Below are 24096 nucleotides of genomic sequence, written 5' to 3'. Positions count from 1 at the left end.
CCGCGGCGAGGCCGCTATTTCTATTGAATTACGATCGTAATTTAATATTGTGACCGTAATGGCATCAAGCTGAGCCGCTGTTGGGCGGCGGCCGGGTGCCGCCAAACAGCTCCCAGCGAGGATTTCATGGACGACACGACCACGGCCTCACGCCACATCGCATCGCGACAAACCACAGATGTCGGCTCGCTTGGGCTCGCAACCGCTGCAGCAGCGGTTCGCAACGGCGATATCACCTCGGAGGCCTACACCGCGGCACTTTTACAGCGCGCCCGAGCGCTTGCCGAGCTGAACGCCTTCATCACCATCGACGAGGCCGGGGTGCTGGCGGCCGCGAGGGCCGCAGACAAATCGCGTGCGGCCGGATCGGCGGCCCCGCTCCTCGGCGTGCCGCTTGGGGTGAAGGACAGTTATTTGACGGAAGGGCTACCTACCAGCCTGGGCGTCGAAGGTCTCGCTCACTTCGTGCCGCGCGAAGATGCCGACGCTGTCCAGGCCATTAAGGGTGCGGGCGCTTTGGTCTTCGGCAAGAACAACCTCGTCGAGATGTCGTACGGCTTGACCGGTCACAACGCGCGTTACGGCCAGGTGAAGAATCCGCACGCACGAGATCGCGTGTCGGGCGGCTCCTCGAGCGGCTCCGCCGCATCCGTGGCCGCCGGCATCGTTCCCGCGTCCTTGGGCGGTGACACCGTTGGGTCGATCCGGGTGCCAGCATCGTTCTGTGGGGTCGTGGGATTTAAGCCAACCACCGGGCGTTGGCCGCGCTACGGCGTTGCGCCGATCTCCCATACGCTCGACACGACGGGCGTATTCGCGCGTAGCGTTGAGGATTGCATGCTGGTGGATCAGGTCGTGACCGGCGAACAGGCGGCGGAGTCCTCCGACGGCGGCTACGGCTTGAAGGGTGCCCGGCTGGCCTTCGCGCCGCGACAGTTCCTGGATCTGGTGGACTCGGAGGTCGAGACCCGCTTCCGCGAGGTGGTTCGGCGCTTGCAGGACGCCGGCGCCGAGATCGTTGAAGTAGACCTTGGCGACGATTTCAATTCCCTCGTCCAAACCGCAACATGGGGCATCTTCGCTCATGAGACGATGGGCGAAATTTCAGAGTTTCTTCGCCGCCATGACATTCCGACCACGTTCGAGGCCATTTACGAGGGCCTTAAGCCCCAACTTCGGCAGGCGTGGGGGCACATCGTGCTGCCGGGTGGCGCAGGTGCTACCTCGGCAGAGGCCTATCAGGTTGCGCTCGACGTGAGCCGGCCGGAAATCCAGCGCCGGCTCAACACGGCGTTCGTCTCTCATGGGGCGCTGGTCATTCTGCAACCGACCACGCCCTGCACGGCGCCTTTGATCGAGGAGCAGGCGACCGTCCATATCGCGGGGCAGGAAGTTAGCTACCTCGCTTTGGCGAACCACACCGTGTCGGCAAGCAGCGTAGGGTTGCCCGGTGTCAGCCTTCCTGTTGGCTTGTCTCGCGCGGGGCTGCCGATCGGGCTTGAGCTGGATGCCCCCTTAGGGAGCGACCGGGGGCTTCTAAACCTTGCCCGCGGCATCGAGGGCATCTTGGGCGCAGAGTCGAGTGCGATCTGACGTCGTGATCGACCAGCGTCGGTTTCAGTCAGCTTGGCAGCGATAATGTCGATCCAGTGGCCCAGCAACTTGATCGCGACCTCCAGGCTTTGCTGGAAGCGGCCGCAGAAGGGCCGCGGGATATTGGTGGAGGGGAGAGAACATGCGCTTCGAGAAAGGTCATAAGGCGGCGACGCGACTGCACATCATCGATGTGGCGTCGAAGTGCATGCGCCGGAACGGCATCTCCGCCGCCGGGATCGCCGGGATCATGGACGAGGCCGGCCTGACCAAAGGCGCATTCTCTCCGCACTTCGAATCCAAAGACGCGCTCGTTCGCGAGGCGCTGGCGAGCGCGCTCGACGACCAGCAACATCGCCTCGATGAGGATCAGCGGAGAGGCCTGGACCTTGAGGGAGCGATCCGGAGATACCTGAACCGCGCTCACCTCGAAGACCCGACGGGCGGATGCCCCTCGGCGGCGTTGCTCCCCGAAATCGCCCGACAGCCCCTGTCCACCAGGAAAGATTACGAGAAGGGGCTGCGAAGCTACGTTGCGACATTGGCTGCACTGCTTCCTGACGCAGATGCATCAGCGAGCCGCCGCCGCGCGACCGCCATCTTCGGTCTCATGGTGGGCACCCTTCAGTTCGCGCGGGCCGTGCCCAACGCTGCGCAGGCCGAGCAGATCCTGGAAGGCGGCGTTGAGGCCGCCTTGCACTTGGCACGAGCTCCCTCTCGCTAGATTAGGAAGCCGGGAGAGGCGGTCCCTCGAGGTCCGCTTCACCAAACAGAGCAGACACGGCGTCGCATTGTCCGCCGCGAGCAGCGAAGGGCGTCGCTGGCTCCGAGCGCAACGATTGGGCGATCTAATTCGCGCATTCAATCGCGCTTTGATGCTGCTTTGGTTTTGCTTCATATGATTGGCAGGCCGCCCGGGCGGCTCAATAAGGGGGTTTTGAAATGAGGAAGTTTACACTTGTATTGCTGTCGACAGTCGCTCTCGGCCCGATCACAGCCCAGGCTGCGGATCTGGCGCCGGTCCGTATGTCGTCGAAGGCTCCCGCTCAGGTGGGCAACTGGACGGGATTCTATATCGGCGGCAACGTTGGTTATGGCTGGGGCAGCTACGGCGCGTCGAACGCCACCGGGACAATCGTGAACTCGAATGGCGGTTCGGGCATCTATGGCTTCAACGCTGTATCCGGAAACGGCAATGGGGTCACGGCCGGTATCCAGGCCGGCTACAACTGGCAGATCGAGCAGACTGTGCTCGGCATCGAGGCTGATTGGCAGTATCTCAATTCAAAGGCCAGCACCGGCAACTCGGCTATTGCTGTTCCCGTCTTCATCGGCGGCAATTTCAGCGGCAGCACGTCCGTCAGCACCGATTGGTACGCGACCTTCCGTGGCCGAGTGGGTTATGCGTTTGGGCCGGCGTTGCTCTACGCGACTGGCGGTATTGCGTTGGCCGATACCAAGGTCAGTGCGAGCGCTACGGGCAGTATCGTTACTGCCCTCTTCCCGCCAACCCTGGGACCGCTGGGCTCCATGAACGCTTCTGACAGCGCCGTCCTGATCGGCTACACGGTTGGCGGCGGTTTCGAATATGCTCTGGGGGCAGGGTGGTCGGTCAAGGGCGAGTATCTGCACATGGGTTTCGGCACGAAAGGCTACAACTTGACCGGCTCGCTTCAATCGCCGGCCGGGTTGACGGGCGTCATCGCGACTCACGTCGATATCAAGCCGAGCTTCGACATCGCCCGCGTTGGTGTGAACTATCGCTTCTGATCAGCGGATCTGAAGACGTGAAGAAAGGGAGACTTCAGGTCTCCCTTTCTCGCAATCGCAGGCCGCTTAGGCGTGCCTACTCGTCATCCTCGTCTTCGTCCTCATCCTCGTCGTGATCTTCCACTTCCAGGCGGTCGAGCGCGGCCAGCGGCAGTGTCTCGCGGAACAGATCGCCTTCCGAGCCCATCCAGAGGCAGAGGATGTCGTCGCCTTTCACCTCTGCGACGGTCAGCGGCTGGCCGCCGGATTTCAGCATCACGACGTCGCCGGTTTTCAGTTCCATGGATGGTCCTTTCGGGGTTGATCGACGAGAGGGGAGGCTAGCAAGCCGTCATGACAGGCCGATCACGGGCTATGGGACCCGTGAATTCGCTGCGGCTTGCACAGACTGCCGACACGTCGATGGCAGAGGTTCGAGTGGGGGATCGCTCGAGGTCACCAGGGGCTATTCCGTCCCAGGCACGGCGATGATGGCATCATGCGCCTGTTTTGCCCGACGCGTCAAATGATTTCGTAAAATCAGCAATGAATTGCGTTTGCGGCAAGCTCTTGAAATTGCAGCAGCCGGCTACTGTGCATGGGGTTGTTTTCGATGTTTTGTTTTCGCCTGGGTTACGGCTGGTCCGGCACGAGTTCGGTCAGCGAGCGGATGATGCGGTCGGGCTTGACGGCCGAGCCTTCGGGCAGGCCGTCGCCATGCACGTCGATCCAGATCGAGTAGATGCCGAGGCGCTGCGGCGTCACGACTTCCCATTCCAGATTGTCGCCGATCATCCAGGTGTCTTTCGCGGTGACGCCGAGCGCCTCCATCGCGTGCAGATAGGCGCGCTCCTCGGGCTTGCCGAAACCGTGCTCGCCCTCGATCTGGATGTGATCGAAGCGATGCGCGAGCTCGAAGCGCTCGACCTTGGCGCGCTGCATGTCGGCGGCGCCGTTGGTGACCAGCGCGAGTTTGACGCCGCGTGCCTTGAACGCGTCGATCGCATCATGCGCACCGGGGAACACGAAGATCGCTTCTTCGCGATAGGTCGTGAAGCGGTTGGCGAGGCGATCGGCGAGATCGTCGGAGAGGGCGCGGTGGCCGTCGGCGGCGAGCGCGGCGAAGCCGCCCCGCACTGTGAGCCGCCGTGCCTCGCCAAGCTTCATTCGCCATGCGGCTTCCGCATTGGCCCAGAAGTTTCGTGCGAAGGCCAAAACTGCGATCGCGACCTGCTGCGGCGGCAGCGGCGCGAGCTCGTCGGCAAATTCTTCTGCGATCGTATTCCAGGCGATCTCGGGCCGGCCGTAGGCCGACAGGATGGTGTCGTCCATGTCGATCAGCATGGCGCGCGGCAGCGGAGGCATCGCGGTGCTCATGGCCATTTCACCTCCGGCGGCAGCGACGACAGGATGGAGTCCACGTTGCCGCCGGTCTTGAGCCCGAAGATGGTGCCGCGGTCGTAGAGCAGGTTGAATTCGACATAGCGACCGCGCCGGATCAACTGCTCCTCGCGATCCTCAGCGGTCCAGGCGCTCGCGAAATTGCGCCTGACGATGTCAGGGTAGATTTTCTGGAAGGCGCGGCCGACATCCTGGGTAAAGGCAAGGTCGGCGTCCCAGTCGCCGCTGTCGTGCCAGTCGTAGAAGATGCCGCCGATGCCGCGCGCCTCTCTCCGGTGCGGCAGGTAGAAATACTCGTCGCACCATTTCTTGTATTTGTCGTAGTCGGCAACACCGTTCGGGCCCGTGCAGGCCTCCTTCATCGCGGCGTGGAAGGCGAGCGTGTCGGGATCGTCCTGCGTGCGCCGGCGGTCGAGCACCGGCGTGAGATCGGCGCCGCCGCCGAACCAGGCTTTTGTGGTGACGACGAAGCGGGTGTTCATGTGCACGGCGGGCACGTGCGGATTGCGCAGATGCGCGATTAGCGAGATGCCGGAGGCCCAGAACTTGGGGTCGTCTGCTGCGCCCGGGATCTGGGCGCGAAACTCGGGCGCGAATTCGCCGTGCACCGTCGAGCAGTGCACGCCGACCTTCTCGAACAGGCGGCCGGACATCATCGACATCACGCCGCCGCCGCCGGGCGCGCCGGTATGATCGGTGCGCTGCCAGGGCGTGCGTTTGAAGCGGCCGGCCGCGCCCGGATAAAGGCTTTGGGGGGCGTCATCCTCCAGCCGCTCGAAGCTCGCGCAGATGTCGTCGCGCAAAGCTTCGAACCAGGCGCGGGCGCGCGTCTTGCGGTCTTCGATTGTCGAGATGTCCATATCCAATTCCAAAACCGGTCTCGTAGGGTGGGCAAAGGCGCTCTTGCGCCGTGCCCACCATCTTCACTGTCGTCCTGAATGGTGGGCACGCTTCGCTTTGCCCACCCTGCGAATTTCACCCCTGCGGACCGTAATAGGTGCAGCTCTCGTTGCAACTGTCGCGGTGGATGCTGACGCGGGTGAGCTCGCCGATATGCTGGAGCCGCTCCCAGACGAAGCGCGAGAGGTTTTCCAGCGTCGGCGTGCCCAGCGCCTCGATCTTGTTGAGGTATTTGTGGTCCAGCGTCAGCCGTACGTCCTCGATGGCGCGCTGGACGAGGCCGAGATCGACCACCATGCCGGTCGCAGGGTCCGGCGTGCCGCGCAACGTCACCTCGGCGCGGAATGAGTGGCCGTGGATCTCCTCGCTCGCGGCGCCAAAGGTCGTCCCCGATAGTGAGTGCGCCGCCTCGAAGCGGAACGATTTCGTCAATTCCCACATCTGTTCGAAAACCAATCCTATCTGATGCCGAGCGATTTATGCGTCTGCACGCTCAGCCGCCATTGCGGATGGCGCAGGCAATAGTCGATCGCACGCACGGTGTTTTGGGCAACCTCGGGTCCGTCCATCGGCTGCAGCGAGAAGCGTTCGAAGGCGAGGTCCTCGAAGGTCTCGGGGGCGGCGAGGGCCTGCGGATAGACCAGCTTCAGCTCGTGGCCGCGGCGCTGGACGAGTTCGCTGCCGCCCTTGGGGCTGACGCAGATCCAGTCGAGCCCCTCAGGCGCCGCAATCGTGCCGTTGGTCTCGACGCCGATCTCGAAGCCGCGGGCGTGGAGGGCGTCGATCAGGGCGGCATCGACCTGGAGCAGCGGCTCGCCGCCGGTGAGCACCACGTAACGGTTGTTGTCAGCGGCGGCCGTCCATTGCGCGGCGATGGTGTCGGCGAGTTCCGCGGCCGAGGCATAGCGGCCGCCGAGCGTGCCGTCGGTGCCGACGAAGTCGGTGTCGCAGAATTTGCAGGTCGCGGCCTCGCGGTCGGCCTCGCGGCCGCTCCAGAGGTTGCAGCCGGCAAAACGGCAGAACACCGACGCGCGCCCGGCATGGGCGCCTTCGCCTTGCAGGGTCAGGAAGATTTCCTTGACCGCGTAACTCAATGATCTCTCCTCAACATCTCAAACTTGCGGGTTCCGGAGCTGCCGCAGCGCCTCGCCTGCGGCCATCGCCGCGGTCATGGCAACATTGAGCGACCGCAGCCCCGCATTGATCGGGATCACCAGCCGCGCGTCCGCAGCCTCGACCACCGCGTCGGTGACGCCGGCGCTCTCGCGCCCGAATAGCAGGATGTCCGCCGTCTGGTAATGAAAATCGCGGTAATCGGTGGCGGCCTTGGTGGTGAACAGAAGCAGGCGGTAGCCCTGTGTCGCACGCCAGTCCTCGAATTTCGACCAGGAGTCGTGGCGGGTCACGCTGACATGATCGAGGTAGTCCATTCCCGCCCGGCGGAACAAGCGGTCGGAGAACGGGAAGCCCGCCGGCTCGATGATATGGGCGGCCATGCCCAGGCAGGCACAGAGCCTGAGAATCGTGCCGGTGTTCTGGGCGATGTCGGGTTGGAAAAGCGCGATCTGCATGGGCTGTATCAGGGTCGGTGCGGGCCGGAAATGTCTCAATAAAACATCGCTGGCTGCGGAATTCGTGCATTGCACGCCCCCACGCCGTTAGCGGGCTTGCGCTCGCCCGGCAAGGGTGCCAATAGAACGATTCTGGACTGCTGTTTTCGCCTTGTTTCGGTGGGGACAAGTGAAGTTCTGCCGCCGCGGGGGGCCGCGGGCGCCGGCACGCTGTTTTGGGGACCTTGGGGGCTCCCGGAACGGTTCCGTCGGCAGCATAAGAAGAAAGGGTTGGAATCGTGACGACAGCGTCTTCGGCGGACCATCCGACACGCCGTGATTTCTTATTCGTTGCAACGGGGGCAGCTGCAGCAGTAGGGGGCGCAGCTGCGCTCTGGCCCTTCATCTCTCAAATGAATCCTGATGCGTCGACCATCGCCGCCGGTGCGCCGATCGAGGTCGATCTCAGCCCGGTCGCCGAGGGGCAGGACATCAAGGTGTTCTGGCGCGGCAAGCCGATCTACGTCAGCCACCGCACCAAGAAGCAGATCGACGAGGCGCGCGCCGTCAACGTGGCGAGCCTGCCCGATCCGCAGTCCGACGAGGCCCGGGTCAAGCCGGGCCACGAGCAGTGGCTGGTCGTGATCGGTATCTGCACCCATCTCGGCTGCATCCCGATCGCTCATGAGGGCAATTACGACGGGTTCTTCTGCCCCTGCCATGGTTCGCAGTACGATTCGTCCGGCCGCATCCGCCAGGGGCCCGCGCCCGCGAACCTGCCGGTGCCGCCGTACCAGTTCGTTTCCGACACCAAAATCCAGATCGGCTGAGCTTCGGGCCTTCGCCCGAAGCTTCGCGCCGTCTCGTCGTTATATTTCCTCAGGATCGCATCATGAGCGGACCATCCGACTACCAGCCGAGCAATCCGGCCCTGCAATGGATCGAGCGACGTCTGCCGATCATCGGTCTCGTCCATTCCTCCTTCGTCGTCTATCCCACCCCGCGCAACCTGAACTACTGGTGGACCTTCGGCGCCATCCTCTCCTTCATGCTGGGGATGCAGATCCTGACCGGCGTGGTCCTGGCGATGCATTACACGCCGCACGCCGATCTCGCCTTCAAGTCGGTCGAACTGATCGTCCGTGACGTCAATTACGGCTGGCTGCTGCGCAACATGCATGCCTGCGGCGCGTCGATGTTCTTCTTCGCGGTCTACGTCCACATGCTGCGCGGCCTCTATTACGGCTCCTATAAGGAGCCGCGCGAGGTGCTGTGGATCCTCGGCGTCATCATCTACCTCCTGATGATGGCGACGGGCTTCATGGGCTACGTGCTGCCGTGGGGCCAGATGAGCTTCTGGGGCGCCACCGTCATCACCAATCTGTTCTCCGCCATTCCCTATGTCGGCGAGAGCATCGTGACGCTGTTGTGGGGCGGCTATTCGGTCGGCAACCCGACGCTGAACCGCTTCTTCTCGCTGCACTATCTGCTGCCGTTCCTGATCGCTGGCGTCGTCGTGCTCCACGTCTGGGCGCTGCATGTCGCCGGCCAGAACAATCCTGACGGCGTCGAGCCGAAGACGGAAAAGGACACGGTGCCGTTCACGCCGCACGCGACCATCAAGGACGGGTTCGGTGTCGCCTGCTTCCTGCTGCTCTACGCCTGGTTCATCTTCTACATGCCGAACTATCTCGGCGACGCCGACAACTACATCCCGGCGAACCCGGGCGTGACGCCGCCACACATCGTGCCGGAATGGTATTACCTGCCGTTCTACGCGATCCTGCGTTCGATCCCGAACAAGCTTGCGGGCGTGATCGGGATGTTCTCGGCGATCATCATCCTGTGCTTCCTGCCCTGGCTCGATGCCGCCAAGACCAGGTCGTCGAAGTACCGTCCGCTGGCCAAGCAGTTCTTCTGGATCTTCGTCGCGGTCTGCATCCTGCTCGGCTATCTCGGCGCGCAGCCGCCGGAAGGCATCTACGTGATCGCCGGCCGGGTCCTGACGGTCTGCTACTTCGCCTATTTCCTGATCGTGCTGCCGCTGCTCTCGCGCATCGAGACGCCGCGGCCGGTGCCGAACTCGATCTCGGAGGCGATCCTGGCCAAGGGCGGCAAGGCGGTGGCCTCGGTCGCCATCGCGCTCGTTGCCGCCGGCGCGTTGTTCCTCGGCAGCCTTCAGGACGCTCGCGCCTCCGAAGGCAGCGACAGGCCGCCGGGCAACAAATGGTCGTTCTCCGGCCCTTTCGGTAAGTACGACCGCGGCGCGCTCCAGCGCGGCCTGCAGGTCTACAAGGAGGTCTGCTCGAGCTGCCATGGCCTGTCCTACATCGCCTTCCGCAACCTCGCGGAAGCCGGCGGCCCCGGCTATTCGGTGGCGCAGGCAGCGGCGTTTGCGTCCGACTACAAGGTCAAGGACGGCCCGAACGATGCGGGTGACATGTTCGAGCGCCCGGGCCGGCCGGCGGACTATTTCCCCTCGCCATTCCCGAACGAGCAGGCGGCCCGTGCGGCGAACGGCGGTGCGGCGCCGCCCGATCTGTCGCTGATCACCAAGGCGCGCTCCTACGGTCGCGGCTTCCCCTGGTTCATCTTCGACTTCTTCACCCAGTACCAGGAGCAGGGCCCGGACTATGTCGCGGCGGTGCTCCAGGGCTTTGAGGACAAGGTGCCTGAAGGCGTGACCATCCCGGAAGGCTCCTACTACAACAAGTACTTCCCGGGCCACGCGATCAAGATGCCGAAGCCGCTCAGCGACGGCCAGGTAACCTATGGCGACGGCTCGCCGACCACGGTCGCGCAATATTCCAAGGACGTCACCACGTTCCTGATGTGGACCGCCGAACCCCACATGGAAGCGCGCAAGCGCCTCGGCTTCCAGGTGTTCGTGTTCCTGATCATCTTCGCGGGCCTGATGTACTTCACGAAGAAAAAGGTCTGGACCGACTCCCACTGAGCGGATCGAGAAGAAAATGAAGAAGCCCCCGCGAGGGGGCTTTTTTGTTGGACACGAGCGTGTGTTGTTTGGCGCGATTGCCTATCGCGCTCCCAGCGGCCAAAATACTGCCAACCGCTCCCCCAGAAACTCATCGGAGGACACCATGGGAACCGCCATCACCTTCAAGCGCCCGGACGGCAAGGACGCCTCGGGCTATCTCGCCAACGCCGCGCGCGGCAACGCGCCGGGCGTGGTCGTGATCCAGGAGTGGTGGGGCCTGTCGGACCAGATCAAGGGCCTGTGCGACCGCTTTGCGCTCGCCGGCTTCGATGCGCTGGCGCCTGATCTCTACAAGGGCAAGGTGGTGCCGTATCACGACACGGACGCCGCCGGTAAGGAGATGAACTCGCTCGATTTCATGGACGCCACCACGCAGACCGTCCGCGGCGCCACGCAATATCTGTCGCGCAACGGCGCCAAGGTCGGGCTAACAGGCTTCTGCCTCGGCGGCGCCGTCACCATCATCGGCGCGACCAAGATTCCGGAGCTTGCGGCCGGCGTCGTGTTCTACGGCATCCCGCCAGAGCAGGCGGCCAAGCCCGCCGACGTCAAGATCCCGCTCCAGGCCCATTTCGCCAACAAGGACGACTGGTGCACGCCGCAACTGGTCGATGCCTTTGAAAACGGCATGAAGGCCGCCGGCAAGTCGCTCGAGCTGTTCCGCTATGATGCCGAGCACGCTTTCGTCAACGAGCAGCGCCAGGCCGTGCACGACCGCGAAGCCGCCGAGCTCGCCTGGGGCAGGGCGACGGAGTTTTTCAGGAAGCATCTCGGCTGATCGCCTGGAGCCCGGACGGCATCGGGCCCACCCTTGACGCCGTCCCCGCGCCATGGTGAGTATCCGCCCCATGAGCACCGCCGTCCGCCCAGCCCGTCTTTGGTGGCGCACCTCCTAAAGAGGTGGCCGGTGCGATTTCATTTCTCAAAATCGTCGAAGGTCGCCACGCAGTGCGGCGGCCTGATCGTTTGTCCTGTGTGGCGTTTCCTCGGCAAGTTTCGTAAGAGGACGACATGAACAGGACAGTCTTTGCCCTCCCGGCCCGAAGCGACTACGTGACCCGCGGCGGTCTCGCGATCACGCGTGTAGCGGAGCAGTTCACCGGCGGCGCCAACAGGCTCGACGATCTCATCAACCTGCTCGACCGCCGCCGCGGCGTGGTGCTGTCCTCGGGCACGACCGTGCCCGGCCGCTACGAGAGCTTTGACCTCGGCTTCTCCGATCCGCCGCTCAAGCTCGAGACCACTGGCGTCAATTTCAAGCTGGAAGCGCTCAATGAACGCGGCCAGGTGCTGATCGCCTTCCTCGCAGACGTGCTGCACGAGCCCTGCGTCGTGATCTCCGAGAAGAGCGCCACGCAGCTTGCCGGCCACATCATCCGCGGCGATGCGCCGGTCGAGGAAGACCAGCGCACGCGGCGCGCCAGCGTGATGTCGCTGGTGCGCGATCTCGTCGCCGCCTTCTCCGCCAACGATGACGGGCTGCTCGGCCTGTTCGGCGCCTTCGCCTACGACCTCGTGTTCCAGATCGAGGACCTCGTGCAGAAGCGCGCACGCGAAAATGATCAGCGCGACATCGTGCTCTACGTCCCCGATCGCCTGCTCGCCTACGACCGCGCCACCGGCCGCGGCGTGGTGCTGAGTTACGATTTTGCGTGGAAGGGCAAGTCCACCGAAGGCTTGCCGCGCGAGACCGTCGAGAGCCCGTACCTCAAGACACCGCGCCAGGGCTTTGCCGATCACGCGCCTGGTGAATATCAGGCCACGGTCGAGACCGCGCGCGCGGCTTTCGCGCGCGGCGATCTGTTTGAGGCCGTACCCGGACAACTGTTCGCCGAGCCCTGCGATCGCTCGCCGGCGGAAGTGTTCCAGCGCCTCTGCGTCATCAACCCGTCGCCCTACGGCGCGCTGATGAATCTCGGCGAGGGCGAGTTCCTCGTCTCCGCCTCGCCGGAAATGTTCGTGCGCTCGGACGGCCGCCGCGTCGAGACCTGCCCGATATCAGGGACGATCGCGCGCGGCACCGATGCGATCGGCGATGCCGAGCAGATCCGCCAGCTCCTGAACTCGGAGAAGGACGAGTTCGAGCTCAACATGTGCACCGACGTCGATCGCAACGACAAGGCGCGCGTCTGCGTCCCCGGTACGATCAAGGTGCTGGCGCGGCGGCAGATCGAGACCTACTCAAAACTGTTCCACACCGTCGATCACGTCGAGGGCATGCTGCGTCCCGGCTTCGACGCGCTCGATGCCTTCCTCACCCATGCCTGGGCGGTGACGGTAACCGGCGCGCCAAAACTCTGGGCGATGCAGTTCGTCGAGGATCACGAGCGTTCGCCGCGGCGCTGGTATGCCGGCGCGATCGGTGCGGTGAATTTCGACGGCAGCATCAACACCGGCCTCACCATCCGCACCATCCGCATGAAGGATGGTCTCGCCGAGGTGCGCGTCGGTGCCACCTGCCTGTTCGATTCCGATCCCGCGGCCGAAGACCGCGAGTGCCAGGTCAAGGCTGCAGCCCTGTTCCAGGCGCTGCGCGGCGATCCGCCAAAGCCGCTCTCGGCCTTCGCGCCCGACGCGACCGGCTCGGGCAAGCAGGTGCTGCTGATCGATCACGACGACAGCTTCGTGCACATGCTGGCCGATTATTTCCGCCAGGTCGGCGCCGACGTCACCGTGGTCCGCCATGTGCATGCGCTCGACATGCTCAAGCGGAAGAAATGGGATTTGCTGGTGCTGTCGCCCGGACCCGGCAGGCCCGAAGATTTCGGGATCAAGAAGACCATCGATGCGGCGCTGGAGAAGAAGCTGCCGGTGTTCGGCGTCTGTCTCGGCGTGCAGGCGATCGGCGAATATTTCGGCGGCGAGCTCGGTCAGCTCACCCATCCCGCGCACGGCCGGCCCTCGCGGGTGCAGGTCCGCGGCGGACGCCTGATGCGCAATTTGCCGAACGAGATCGTCATCGGCCGCTATCACTCGCTCTATGTCGAGCGCGACAGCATGCCCGAGGTGCTTGATGTCACCGCCAGCACCGAGGACGGCGTCGCCATGGCGCTCGAGCACAAGACCCTGCCGGTTGCCGGCGTGCAGTTCCACCCGGAATCGCTGATGTCGCTCAGTGGCGAGGTGGGCCTGCGGATTGTCGAGAATGCGTTCCGGCTGGATGCGCGCGTTGATTGAGAGGCACCAATGACCTTTGACCACGATCTGAAGGCGAGCGTCCGCACCATCGTCGACTATCCCAAGCCGGGGATCATGTTCCGCGACATCACGACGCTGCTCGCCGATGCGCGCGCCTTCCGCCGCGCGGTCGACGAGCTCGTCAATCCCTGGGCCGGCAACAAGATCGACAAGGTCGCCGGCATGGAGGCGCGCGGCTTCATCATCGGCGGCGCGGTGGCGCATCAGCTCTCGGCCGGCTTCGTGCCGATCCGGAAAAAAGGCAAGTTGCCGCACACCACCGTGCGCATTGCCTACTCGCTCGAATACGGCATCGACGAGATGGAGATGCATGTCGACGCGATCCAGCCCGGCGAGCGCGTCATCCTGGTCGACGATCTCATCGCCACCGGCGGCACCGCGGAAGGCGCGGTGAAGCTCCTCCGCCAAATCGGCGCCAATGTCGTCGCCGCCTGCTTCATCGTCGATCTGCCCGATCTCGGCGGTGCCGCCAAGCTGCGCGCGATGGACGTGCCGGTGCGCACGCTGATGACGTTCGAAGGGCATTGAGCCGCGTCGGCGCCCCGGCGGTCGTCAGATCGCCTCGGCCTTCAATGCCGACCGCCAATGCAGCATGCGCTCCTTCAGGAGCGCGTTCCTGACGTAGTCCGTCTCCTCATCTTCCAGCCGCTCGCATTCGCCGAACGTCAGGCCCGCCTCGCCATGCGCGTTCCAGGCGGCCTGGAGGGTACGGCAGGTGTGGCTGCCTTGGCGGAGCGAGAACCAGATGCGGTTCTGGATGGTCTGCAGGTTCGGCGCCTGGCCGACCCAGGCCTCGCCCGATGCCGCGCAGCGGACGACGTAGATGCCCGCAATGGTCTTGCGCTCCTTGTAGGCGGCGATGGCTGCCTTCCGGTCGATGCTCACGGGGGTGGGACCTTGCTGAGAGGGATACCGATCTCCGCCTCAATAGGCGCGGTCAGCCCCGCAGTCAATATTATCCGGGTAAAATTATCGCCTCAGGAGCTTTGCAGGATCAGGCTGAGCTCGAGCTCGCGGAAGGCGAGGTAGTTCCGCCGGGTCCACTGGTGCAGCTCGGTGGAGGCGTCCTTCTCCTGGCGCAGATAGCCGGTGAAGGAGAAGTTGAGCCGGTCGATATAGGTCTTGAGGAAGCCGGGTAGCGCGGGCAGGCGGAACAGCCGCCCGGTTGCCATCGCGGCCGGCAGCTCGCCGCGCACGATGTGCTCATTGTCCACCGTGATCAGGTTTATCCGGGGGATCTGCCCGCGCAGCATCTCGTGGGCGCGGGCCGAGACGCGATCGGTATCGGCCACGAACAGGATCATCGGCGCGACGTGGCGGCGCGCGGCCTCCTTCAACAGGCCGATCTCGTCGCTCATCTTGAAGAACTCGTCGAAGGCGTGGAAGCCGAGGTCGATCACCTTGGCCATGCCGTCATCGACGATGACGCGGTCCATCAGCTGCATCTTGCCGTAGGTGTCGATCACATCAGCCGTTTCGGTGACCTTCGGCAGATAGTCGAGTAGCGACGGTTCCTTCAGGTTGACGTCGAAGGCCGCGACGTCGCCGTTCTTGAGCAGCAAAAATTCGCTCAAAAGCCGCGCCAGCAGCGTCTTGCCGACCTGCGGGCGGGGCGAGCAGATGATGTAAAGGGGCGTCGCGGGCATCGACAGCTATATCAGGCGAACTCACCGCCCAATCCAGCCGTATCCGCCCGGGCTCTGCAACTATTTTTCGCTGTTGCGGGTGGCGGGCTTCGAACCGACGATGTCGGTCAGCCGGATCCGGTCGAACTCGCTCCAGACATTCGCCAGCCAGTGGCGGACATAGCCGCGCAGCACGAAGGAATAGTTCGCGGCTTCGTCGTTGATGCCCTTGTTGGCGACGAATTTCAGGAACGGGACGGAGGACACCTCGACCTGCTCATAGGCCATTTCGTTGAGCTTGGGGATGGTCAGCTCGGTCGCGTCCTTGATGCGGTGGAAGTAGGAATTGTAGGTCGCCTGGTCCCACTGGAAGAACTGGGTGTCGTTGATGAAGTTCTTCACCAGGAAATATTTTGCGCCCCCCATGAAGCCCGCGGTCTCGGCGATTTCGTCGAGCGACGCGATCGAGGGGCCCAGGATGTGGAACACCGCGAAGGTGATCTGGCCGGCCTTGGCGGCGTCGAGGAAGCCGATGTCGCGCAGCGAGGCCAGCGCCGGCGAGAGCAGGCCGGCGCGGACGTCGATCACGGTCACCGACGGGCTCGCCGCGTTGAGCGTGTCGAAGATCTTCATCTGGTCCGAGGTCGTCATCATGTCGACGATCTCGGTGATCTCGGGGTGAAAGCGCTTCAGGGTTCCGCGCGGCGACTCCGTGTCGAAGGCGCGCGTCGGTACGTTGTTGGCGGAAAAATAATCGAGCAAGGTGCGCGACACCGTGGTCTTGCCCACCCCGCCCTTGTCCGCGCCCACCACAACCACTGCCGGCTTTGCCATTGCTGTCCCCTAACGCGCCCTCCGATTGCGCCTTGCAATCGGTCGGGCCCCAAATCGATGTCCCAAGTCTGCTGTTGGGCGCGAACATGGCAGAAACAAGGGAGAATTCAAATCCTCGGCCTATGGTTGTGGCAATTTCCGAGGTTTTTCCCAATCGCAACGCAACCCTTCGCAAGTCGCTTAAAATCCCGCCCTTAACGACGGCCCCATGGACCCATCGGATTGCCGGCTGCAGTTCCGGAGGGTGCGGGTACGGGCGGCGGACTGGCCGAGCCGCCTGCATCGTCCCAAGGCCCCTGGCGCAACGGCGGCGGGCCGCCCTGCCGCTCAACCTGTGCCTCAGGCTCGTCCGCCTCGTCGGGCGGCGGCAGCGGGCCGGGATCATGGCCGCCGGCGAACTTGACCAGCGCGTCGACCCGGGACTGCACCGAGGGATGGGTCGCGAACAAATCGGCAAAGCCCTCGCGCGGATTGTCGACGCAGAGCTCCATCACCGCCGAGGTCGCGCCCGGCAGCTCGCCGCGGTTCTCGATCTTGCGCAGCGCCGAGATCATGGCGTCCGGATCTTTCGTCAGCTCGACGGAGCCTGCGTCGGCGAGATATTCGCGCGAACGCGACAGCGCGAGCTTCACCACCTGCGACAATAGCCACGCCACCACGATCAACACGACCGCGATGATGATCACGATCACCGCGCCGCCGCCGGAGCTCTTGCTTTCGCTCGATGACGAGGATGATCGCGACGATGAGGACGAGCCCGACGACCACGAGCCGCCGGAGCCGGAGCTCCAGTTGAAGCTCGTGAACAGGCGGAAGAACAACTCGCCGAAGAAGCCGACCACGCCGGCGATGATGACGGCGACCACCATGAGCTGGACGTCGCCGTTCTTGATGTGGGTCAGCTCGTGGCCCAGCACCGCCTCGATCTCCTTGTCGTTGAGCGCATTGAGGAGACCCGTGGTTACGGTGATCGAATATTGCCGCGGATTGAGGCCGGTCGCGAACGCGTTCAGCGCCGGGCTTTCCATGATCTTCAGCTTCGGCATGGTGATGCCGCGCGAGATGCAGAGGTTTTCGAGCAGATTGTAGAGCCGCGGCTCTTCCTGCCGGGTGACGTCGTGGCCGCCGGTCACGGCATCGATCATCGACTGGTGGAAGAAATAGGCGATGACGATCCAGACCGCCGCCGCGATCGTCGCGAACGGCGCGGCGACGATGAGGTCGTGGAAAGCGCGGCTCAGATAGTAGGCGACAGTGCCATTGCTGTTGATGACGACTTCGGCGACCAGCGCGCCGGCATAGACCAGCACGTAGACCAGCATGAACAGGCCGGCGAGCAGCAGCATCGAACGAAACTTGTTCGAGGCGATGTGCGTGTAGAGACCATACGCGGCCATGACGCGATGCCCTGCCGGCCTATCGGCTCAACTCAGAACTTCACCTGCGGAGTGGCTTCGACTTCGGTGCGGCTGGCGCCGAGATCGAAGAAGTCCTTCTTGGTGAAGCCGAACATGCCGGCGAACAGGGCGGCGGGCATCTGCTGGATGCCGGTGTTGTATTCCTGGACCGCGTTGTTGAAGAACCGGCGGCTCGCCGCGATCTTGTTCTCGAGGTCGGAGAGCTCACTGGCGAGCTGCTGGAAGTTGGCGTTGGCCTTGAGGTCCGGATAGGCTTCCGACAGCGCGATCAGCCGGCCGAGCGCGCCGGAGAGCTGGTTCTCGGCGGCGGATACCTGTGCCGGCCCCTGTGCGGACATCGCCGAGTTGCGCGCCTTGATGACGTCGTCGAGCGTGCCACGCTCATGCGAGGCATAGCCCTTCACCGTCTCGACCAGGTTTGGGATCAGATCGTGGCGCTGCTTGAGCTGCACATCGATGTCGGCAAAGGCCTGGCCGACCCGCTGGCCCAGCGCCACCAGCCGGTTGTAGGCGCTGAACGCCAGGAACACGAGGACGACGATGACGCCGAGAACGATCCAGCCGGTCGACATGGAGAACTCCTGAAGGGGGGAAGAAGGCGGGCGCAGCCTAGACCAAATTGGCACAGGACGAGAGCCCGGCGCAGAGGAAGGTAAGACTTGGTCGAATGGGGAACCATCCGAGTTCAAGGCAAAAGCGTCCGACGAAGTTAACTTTCGGCAATGACCGCGTCACCCCAGCGCCAGCGCCGGGCGTTTGCATAGGCGGCCTTGTCGCGCCGCGAGACCTTGGTGATGGCGAGGCCGCCCTCCGTGCAGAGCTTTGCGGTGATCTCGGCCTTGCCGACATCCGGCGGCGCCAGCACGCGCGCGGCGCGTGTTGCGGGCGCTGTCCGGGTCAGGGCGATGTAGATGAAGCGCTCGTCCTCGAACGGCACGTCGGCGCCCTTGATCTGCCGGTGCGCCTGCGAGCGCGGCAGACGCTGGCTGAAATGGCACCAGTCGGGCGCTACGAGGGGGCAGGGTTTTTCGTGCGGGCAGGGCGCGGCGACGTAGGCACCTAGCGCGATCAGTTGCTGGCGCAGTGCCAGGATGCGGGCGTAGCCGGCCGGTGTGCCGGGCTCGATCACGACCAGCGCGTGGCGTGCTTTCGCCCACATCGTTTCCGCCAGCTTGCGCTGATCACCCTCGCTGAGCTCGCCGACCACGTAGCTCGCGACGACGAGATCGGCTTGCGAGGCTTCCGCGAGGTTGGTGCCGGCGTCGCCCGGCAGATAGCGGCAATCAGCGAGCCGCGTGCTGTCATGCGCGAGTTCGAGCGCGAGACGGCTGAGGGTGGCGTTGGCGTCGAGCAGGGTGAAATCCTGCAGCGACGGAAAGGCCTCAGCAGCGGCCCAGCTCGCGGTGCCCGGGCCTGCGCCGACGTCGAGCAGGGTTTCCGGGGCGAGGTCCGGCGCCATCTCGGTCAGCGCATTCAGGCTGGCCGCCACGGCCGCATAGGTTGCCGGCATCCGCGCCAGCGCATAGGCGAGCGCGTCGGCCTCCGACTTGATGGTGCCGGAGGTGCCGCCTGCGCGATAGGCGGTCGAGATTTTTTGCGAGCGCTGTGCGGCGTCGGTGCGGGAGAAGCCCTGGAGCTTGCCGTCGAGGGCTGCTTTTAGCTCAGCGGGGAGGGTGGGTGAGATCATTTTCTCATCGTCATGCCCCGCGCAGGCGGGGCATCCAGTATTCCGAGACGGCGCCGTCAACCGAGAGCCCGCGGCGTACTGGATCATCCGCTCCAGTGCGCAATTTGCGCACAAGGCGGATGATGACGTCAATGGGTGTGGAACGACCGGAGGCTCACGCCACGTTCTGGTCGAGAATGTCCACCGCCTCTGACAGGCTCACCGACACCAGTTGCGAGACGCCGCGCTCGGCCATGGTGACGCCGAACAGCCGGTTCATCCGCGCCATCGTGATCGGGTTGTGCGTGATGATGATGAAGCGGGTGTCGGTCGAGCTGGTCATCTCGTGCAGCAGGTTGCAGTAGCGCTCGACGTTGTGGTCGTCGAGCGGTGCGTCGACTTCGTCCAGCACGCAGATCGGCGAGGGGTTGGTGAGGAACACCGCGAAGATCAGCGCCATCGCGGTCAGCGCCTGCTCGCCGCCCGAAAGCAGCGACAGCGTCTGCGGCTTCTTGCCCGGCGGCTTTGCGATGATCTCGAGACCGGCTTCGAGCGGGTCGTCGCTCTCGATCAGGTGCAGCGCGGCCTCGCCGCCGCCGAACAGCTCGACGAACAGGCGCTTGAAGTGGTTGTTGACGACCTCGAACGAGGTCAGGAGCCGCTCGCGCGCTTCCTTGTTGAGGCTCTGGATACCCTGGCGCAGCCGCTTGATGGCTTCGACGAGGTCATCGCGCTCAGTGACGAGGCCCGTGTGCTGGGTCTCGACCTCGCGCAGCTCTTCCTCGGCGCGCAGGTTGACGGCGCCGAGGCGCTCGCGGTCGCGGCGCATCTTTTCGAGGTCTTCCTCGATGCCGTGCAGCGGCGGCAGCTCGGCGCCGGGCTCGATCTCGGCGAGGCCGGCAACGGCCTGCGGCTCGACCTCCAGCATGTCGCGGATCTCGCGCTCGATGTCCTCGAGCCGGCGCCGTGCGCCTTCCATGCGTTCCTCGGCGCGCGCGGTGGCCTCGCGGGAGCTCGACAGCGCTTCGAGTGTCAGCTTGGCGACGCGATCGGTTTCGGCCATCGCGGTCTCGGCCGAGGCGAGCGCGTCGGCGGCCATGCGGCGGTCGTTTTCCGCGTATTCGATCTCGGTGATCAGCGCGCTGCGCTTCTCGGCGAACACGGCGGGCGCGTTTTCGAGATCGCTGCGCTCGATCGAGACCTCGGTGATGCGGGTCTGGATGGTGTCGATGTGAGAGGCCGCACTCTCCTTGCGGTTCTGCCACTCGGTGCGCTCGGCGAGGATCGCCTGCACGCGGCGGTCGGCGAGCTCCGCTTCGCGCGCCAGCGCCTGCGCCTCGGCGCGGACCTGGGCGGCCATACGGCGATGGCCTTCGATGTCGCTGCGGACGGCGGCGAGACGGGTTTCGGTGTCCTCGCTCGACGGCAGCTCGGTGATCCCGGCCTCGGCATATTCGTACGCGGCCTCGGCCTCGGCGCGGTCGGCGGCGAGACGGCTATGGGCTTCCGACAGCGTCGCCTTGCGCGCGGCGCGGCGGCTGATCTCGCGCTCGGCGGTGGCATGGCGCTCGCGCGCGACGTTCACCTCGCGCTGGGCGGCGCGCCAGGCCTCGCGGCTCGCACCTTCGGTGCTGGCGGCCATCTGCAGCTCGGACTCGGCGTTCTCCAGCGCCTGACGCTTGATCTGCGCGTCGATGCGGGCCTGCTCCAGCTCGTTCTCGATGTCGACGAGGCGGGCGCGCTCGGCGAGGCGCCGTGCCGCACCGGTCGGGGCGTGGGCTGCGGCGACAAAGCCGTCCCAGCGCCAGACGTCGCCTTCGGGCGAGACCAGCCGCTGGCCGGTCTTGAGCTGCGAGACCAGCTCGGCGCCGCGCTCGCGCGGCACCACGCCGATCTGCGCCAGGCGGCGCGCCAGCTCGGCGGGCGCCTGAACGTGGCTCGCGAGCGGCACGACGCCCTCGGGCAGCTCCGGATCGCCGTCGGTGACGCCGGCATTGGTCCAGCGCATCGGCGCGGACGGATCGACCGGCGCGTCGAGATCGTCGCCGAGAGCTGCGCCGATCGCCTTCTCAAAGCCCTTGTCGACGGTGATGCCGTCGATGATCGGCGGCCACAGATTCTTGGTCTCGCCGTTGACGATCTTGGAGATCGTGCGCGCTTCGGTATCGAGCCGCTGCACGCGCTTGTCGGCTTCGACGAGCGGTGAGCGTGAGGATTCCAGCGTCTGGCGCGCGGCAACATGCGCAGCTTCGCTGGCCTGGGCCGCGGCTTCCGAAGCGGCAAGGGTCTGCTCCGCGTTCTCGACCGTTGCGGTCAGCTCGTCGAGATCGCCGAAGCCGCCGGTCTCGTCGGCAAGCTTCTGCTCCTCGGCCGCGACGTTCGAAATCTCCTGGTCGAGGCGGGCGAGCTTGTCGCGATGGGTGCGGACATTGGCCTCGAGCTGGTTGCGCTTGGCGGTGAGGTCGGCGAGCGCCGTGGTGAGCTCGGCGAACTGGTGCTCGGTTTCGGTCAGCACCGCCTCGGCTTCGCCGACGCGCTCGTCGACGCCGGAGCGCTTCTCGACCCGCGACTTGATCTCTTCCTTCAGCTCGGCGTCTTCGGTGTCGAGCCGCTGGAGCGCGACGTCGGCGTCCATGGTCTGCTGCTGGGCGCGGGAGATGTCGCCCTCGAACTGGGCCAGGCGCCGCTCGAGCTCGGCGACGCGCTCCTTGGCGCGCTCTTCCTCGCGGTCGAGCAGCTCGCGGGCATTGGTCAGGCGCTGCAGCCCGGCCGCGGCGCGCGCTTCGGCATCGCGCAGCGCCGGCATTTCGGTGGCGCGGATCGCCTGGATGCGGGCGGCTTCGGCCTGGTGCTGAGTGCGCTCGGCCATCTCGCGAACCGCGAGATCATGGGTCTGGCCGGATTCGTTGACGTCGGCATGCGCGCCGATCCAGCGCAGGTGGAACAGCGTGGCTTCAGCCTTGCGGACCTTGGCCGCGACCTCGCGATAGCGCACGGCCTGGCGGGCCTGCTTCTTCAGGCCTTCCATCTGGCCGGCGAGCTGGCCGATCACGTCCTCGACGCGGGTGAGGTTGGTTTCGGCCGCCTTCAGCCGCAATTCGGCCTCGTGGCGGCGGGCGTGCAGGCCGGCGACGCCGGCGGCGTCTTCCAGCACGCGGCGGCGCTGCTCGGGCTTGGCCTGGATGATCTCGCCGATCTTGCCCTGGTGGACGAGGGCGGGCGAACGCGCGCCGGTGGCGGCGTCGGCGAACAGGATCTGCACGTCGCGCGCACGCACGTCGCGGCCGTTGATACGATAGACCGAGCCGGCCTCGCGCTCGATGCGGCGGGAGATTTCGAGCAGCTGGCTGTCGTTCATCGCCGCCGGCGCGGTGCGATCGGTGTTGTCGATCGTCATCGTCACTTCGGCGTGGTTGCGCGCAGGACGGTTGCCGGAGCCGGCGAAGATCACCGCGTCCATGTCGGCCGCGCGCAGCGACTTGTACGAGGTCTCGCCCATCGCCCAGCGCAGCGCTTCGACGAGATTCGACTTGCCGCAACCGTTGGGTCCGACCACGCCGGTCAGGCCGGGCTCGATGACGAAGTCGGTGGCCTCAACGAAGGACTTGAAGCCGTGAAGGCGCAGGCGGGTGATTTTCATAAGCACGCATCTCTGTTGGCAGGCGCGAATCCCCCTGCCGGGACAATACCATGGAAGGCAATGTCACTCTCTGGGTGAGTCGCGCGAGGCGCCTCATGCGGTCGGACAATGGCCGCGGTGCGCCGCGAGGGCAACCGGCGAAAGCCGCTTTTCCCAAGGGATTTATGCCGGGAAAGATACGGCTTTCGAGATGCGAATCAGGCGTTGAGCGGGGAAAATCAGCTCTTCAGCAGCGGATTGATCTTCTTGGCGAATTCATCGAACGAGGCTTCGCCCTTGATCTTCTCGCCGTTGATGAAGAAGGTCGGCGTCGAATCCACCTTCAGAACGTCGCTGGCGTATTTCTGGTCGGCGGCGATCTTGTCGAGCAGCGCCTGGTCCTTCAGGCAGGCCTCGACCTGCTGCTGGGTGAGGCCGGCCTGCTTGCCGATCCGCGTCAGGGTCTCGGTGGTGTTCTTCAGCACCCAGTCGTTCTGCTGGCGGAACAGCATGTCGGTGACCGCGAAATATTTCGGCGCGTCGTCCTTGGCGATGCAGCGCGACAGCATCGAGCCGGCGGCGGCTTTGATGTCGAGCGGGAACTCGCGGAAGATGTAACGCACCTTGCCGGTGTCGATGTATTCCGACTTGATCTTGGGGAACACCTGCTCGTTGAACGCCGCACAATGCGGGCAGGTCATCGAGGCATATTCGGTGATGGTGACGGGGGCATCCTTGGGACCGAGTGCCATGTCGGGCAGCGACACGGGCTTGGCCACATCGGCGGCCGACTGCGCCATCGCTTCGGAGATGAACCGCAGCGGCGACAGCCCGGCGAGCGCGGCAAAACCGGTCAGCGACAGCATCGTGTTGAAGGCGCGGCGGGTGATGATCAAGGTCGGCTCCCGGATTGATGTGGTCTCGCCCCAAGGGTCCTATTGAGTTCCCGTTCAGGCGGCCTGTCGCTAGCTTGAAACGTAGTTCGAGGCAATGGCGAGCGACAGGGACGGGTCCAGATTACCGTCGGAATGAGGCTCAATTTCGCTTGATGGCGGCCCCGAGCCGCGCCAGCGCTGTCTTCAATTCTTCATCTTCGATGTCCCCCAGGCTCTCCGCCACCTTGGCCACCGATTTGGGATCCGGCGGACCGGGCCGGACCGGCGGCCGGGCGCGCGACAGGGGGGCCTGGCGGAAGGCGAGCTTGCCGACCGCGCTCCAGCCGAAGAAGCGGTTGACCCGCTCCAGGATCACGTCGGCGGAGTGCTGGATCTCCAGCGCCATCGGCCCCTCGACCCGCAGCACCAGGGTCGCCGGCTCCTGCGGCTGGCCCTCGACCGGCCGCGGCCATTGTATCTTCAAGGGCTCGGCATGGGCCGCAATCTCCGGCCCGGCAATCTGCGCCCACCGGGTCACGAGCTCGCGCGCGGCAAAACCCTGCTTGGCATAGGCCTCGGCAAAGACGTCGTTGAGCAGCAGCGAAAGCGGCTTGGCGCTGATGGGACCGGGTCTGGGAGGGAATTTGGACATGGACCCTTATAGCACCTT

Annotated in this window: 23 protein-coding genes; 8 read left to right on the top strand and 15 right to left on the bottom strand. The window is 65.0% G+C overall.

The genetic code is table 11. From position 1 onward, the window contains the following. Positions 1-126 precede the first annotated feature (126 nt). The 3 genes from AB7Z56_RS34725 to AB7Z56_RS34715 all read left to right on the top strand — a co-directional run bounded on the left by AB7Z56_RS34725 (position 127) and on the right by AB7Z56_RS34715 (position 3363). Complete coding sequence (locus AB7Z56_RS34725; RefSeq protein ID WP_063985154.1) at positions 127-1593, top strand: amidase family protein; 1467 nt, start codon at positions 127-129, stop codon at positions 1591-1593. Positions 1594-1735: 142 nt separating this feature from the next. Beyond that, the gene (locus AB7Z56_RS34720; RefSeq protein WP_063985153.1) at positions 1736-2317 is read left to right on the top strand and encodes a TetR/AcrR family transcriptional regulator; all 582 of its coding nucleotides are present in this window, start codon (positions 1736-1738) and stop codon (positions 2315-2317) included. A 218-nt stretch (positions 2318-2535) separates the two neighbouring features. After that, a complete protein-coding gene (locus tag AB7Z56_RS34715) occupies positions 2536-3363 on the top strand; it encodes an outer membrane protein (RefSeq protein WP_063985152.1) in 828 nt (275 codons plus the stop codon). A gap of 76 nt (positions 3364-3439) precedes the next feature. On the opposite strand, the gene AB7Z56_RS34710 is transcribed toward AB7Z56_RS34715, so the two are convergent. From AB7Z56_RS34710 to AB7Z56_RS34685, 6 genes are all read right to left on the bottom strand, one after another. Continuing rightward, positions 3440-3646: a YodC family protein gene (locus AB7Z56_RS34710; RefSeq protein ID WP_028153663.1), complete on the bottom strand. Its 207-nt coding sequence runs from the start codon at positions 3644-3646 to the stop codon at positions 3440-3442. A 329-nt stretch (positions 3647-3975) separates the two neighbouring features. Then, entirely contained in the window at positions 3976-4725 is a 750-nt protein-coding gene (locus tag AB7Z56_RS34705; protein WP_187387794.1) for an HAD family hydrolase, read from the bottom strand. After that, positions 4716-5603 (bottom strand): oxygen-dependent coproporphyrinogen oxidase, encoded by an 888-nt coding sequence (gene hemF / locus AB7Z56_RS34700; protein ID WP_063985151.1) that lies wholly within the window; start codon positions 5601-5603, stop codon positions 4716-4718. The genes AB7Z56_RS34705 and hemF overlap by 10 nt, the downstream gene beginning before the upstream one ends. Before the next feature lie 115 nt (positions 5604-5718). Beyond that, complete coding sequence (locus AB7Z56_RS34695) at positions 5719-6084, bottom strand: 6-pyruvoyl trahydropterin synthase family protein (RefSeq protein WP_063986630.1); 366 nt, start codon at positions 6082-6084, stop codon at positions 5719-5721. 17 nt (positions 6085-6101) lie between these two features. After that, entirely contained in the window at positions 6102-6737 is a 636-nt protein-coding gene (gene queE, locus AB7Z56_RS34690) for a 7-carboxy-7-deazaguanine synthase (protein WP_063985150.1), read from the bottom strand. 18 nt (positions 6738-6755) lie between these two features. Beyond that, complete coding sequence (locus AB7Z56_RS34685; RefSeq protein WP_063985149.1) at positions 6756-7214, bottom strand: tRNA (cytidine(34)-2'-O)-methyltransferase; 459 nt, start codon at positions 7212-7214, stop codon at positions 6756-6758. Positions 7215-7492: 278 nt separating this feature from the next. On the opposite strand from AB7Z56_RS34685, the gene petA reads away from it, so the two are divergent. From petA to AB7Z56_RS34660, 5 genes are all read left to right on the top strand, one after another. Next, complete coding sequence (gene petA / locus AB7Z56_RS34680; RefSeq protein ID WP_063985148.1) at positions 7493-8023, top strand: ubiquinol-cytochrome c reductase iron-sulfur subunit; 531 nt, start codon at positions 7493-7495, stop codon at positions 8021-8023. A gap of 62 nt (positions 8024-8085) precedes the next feature. Beyond that, positions 8086-10149 carry a cytochrome b/c1 gene (gene fbcH, locus AB7Z56_RS34675; protein ID WP_063985147.1) on the top strand — a complete coding sequence of 688 codons (2064 nt, stop codon included), beginning with the start codon at positions 8086-8088 and terminating at the stop codon, positions 10147-10149. Positions 10150-10294: 145 nt separating this feature from the next. Continuing rightward, complete coding sequence (locus AB7Z56_RS34670) at positions 10295-10969, top strand: dienelactone hydrolase family protein (RefSeq protein WP_063985146.1); 675 nt, start codon at positions 10295-10297, stop codon at positions 10967-10969. A 233-nt stretch (positions 10970-11202) separates the two neighbouring features. Next, the gene (locus AB7Z56_RS34665) at positions 11203-13368 is read left to right on the top strand and encodes an anthranilate synthase component I (protein WP_063985145.1); all 2166 of its coding nucleotides are present in this window, start codon (positions 11203-11205) and stop codon (positions 13366-13368) included. 9 nt (positions 13369-13377) lie between these two features. Continuing rightward, on the top strand, positions 13378-13917 hold the full coding sequence (locus tag AB7Z56_RS34660) for an adenine phosphoribosyltransferase (protein WP_038943444.1): 540 nt from the start codon (positions 13378-13380) through the stop codon (positions 13915-13917). Positions 13918-13941: 24 nt separating this feature from the next. Here AB7Z56_RS34660 and AB7Z56_RS34655 read toward each other — a convergent pair whose 3' ends face one another. The 9 genes from AB7Z56_RS34655 to AB7Z56_RS34615 all read right to left on the bottom strand — a co-directional run bounded on the left by AB7Z56_RS34655 (position 13942) and on the right by AB7Z56_RS34615 (position 24078). Then, entirely contained in the window at positions 13942-14274 is a 333-nt protein-coding gene (locus tag AB7Z56_RS34655) for a GIY-YIG nuclease family protein (protein WP_063985144.1), read from the bottom strand. A 92-nt stretch (positions 14275-14366) separates the two neighbouring features. Then, positions 14367-15035, bottom strand: coding sequence for a hypothetical protein (locus AB7Z56_RS34650; protein WP_063985143.1), 669 nt, complete (start codon positions 15033-15035; stop codon positions 14367-14369). A 60-nt stretch (positions 15036-15095) separates the two neighbouring features. Next, a complete protein-coding gene (locus AB7Z56_RS34645) occupies positions 15096-15848 on the bottom strand; it encodes a hypothetical protein (protein WP_085402523.1) in 753 nt (250 codons plus the stop codon). A 194-nt stretch (positions 15849-16042) separates the two neighbouring features. Then, the gene (locus tag AB7Z56_RS34640) at positions 16043-17245 is read right to left on the bottom strand and encodes a M48 family metallopeptidase (RefSeq protein ID WP_063985141.1); all 1203 of its coding nucleotides are present in this window, start codon (positions 17243-17245) and stop codon (positions 16043-16045) included. 32 nt (positions 17246-17277) lie between these two features. Next, positions 17278-17838 carry a LemA family protein gene (locus tag AB7Z56_RS34635; RefSeq protein ID WP_014497379.1) on the bottom strand — a complete coding sequence of 187 codons (561 nt, stop codon included), beginning with the start codon at positions 17836-17838 and terminating at the stop codon, positions 17278-17280. A 137-nt stretch (positions 17839-17975) separates the two neighbouring features. Further along, positions 17976-18953: a small ribosomal subunit Rsm22 family protein gene (locus AB7Z56_RS34630; protein WP_063985140.1), complete on the bottom strand. Its 978-nt coding sequence runs from the start codon at positions 18951-18953 to the stop codon at positions 17976-17978. 154 nt (positions 18954-19107) lie between these two features. Continuing rightward, positions 19108-22572, bottom strand: a complete 3465-nt coding sequence (gene smc / locus AB7Z56_RS34625) for a chromosome segregation protein SMC (RefSeq protein WP_063985139.1) — start codon at positions 22570-22572, stop codon at positions 19108-19110. 218 nt (positions 22573-22790) lie between these two features. Next, positions 22791-23447, bottom strand: a complete 657-nt coding sequence (locus tag AB7Z56_RS34620; RefSeq protein WP_063985138.1) for a DsbA family protein — start codon at positions 23445-23447, stop codon at positions 22791-22793. 139 nt (positions 23448-23586) lie between these two features. Further along, positions 23587-24078, bottom strand: a complete 492-nt coding sequence (locus AB7Z56_RS34615; RefSeq protein WP_063985137.1) for a DUF721 domain-containing protein — start codon at positions 24076-24078, stop codon at positions 23587-23589. Positions 24079-24096 lie beyond the last annotated feature (18 nt).

This window comes from Bradyrhizobium sp. 482_C4_N1_8 (assembly GCF_052075965.1).
Taxonomy (GTDB): Bacteria; Pseudomonadota; Alphaproteobacteria; order Rhizobiales; family Xanthobacteraceae; genus Bradyrhizobium; species Bradyrhizobium barranii.
The sequence above is the reverse complement of the archived record's forward strand: the minus strand, read 5'-3'. Positions and strand labels throughout refer to the sequence as shown.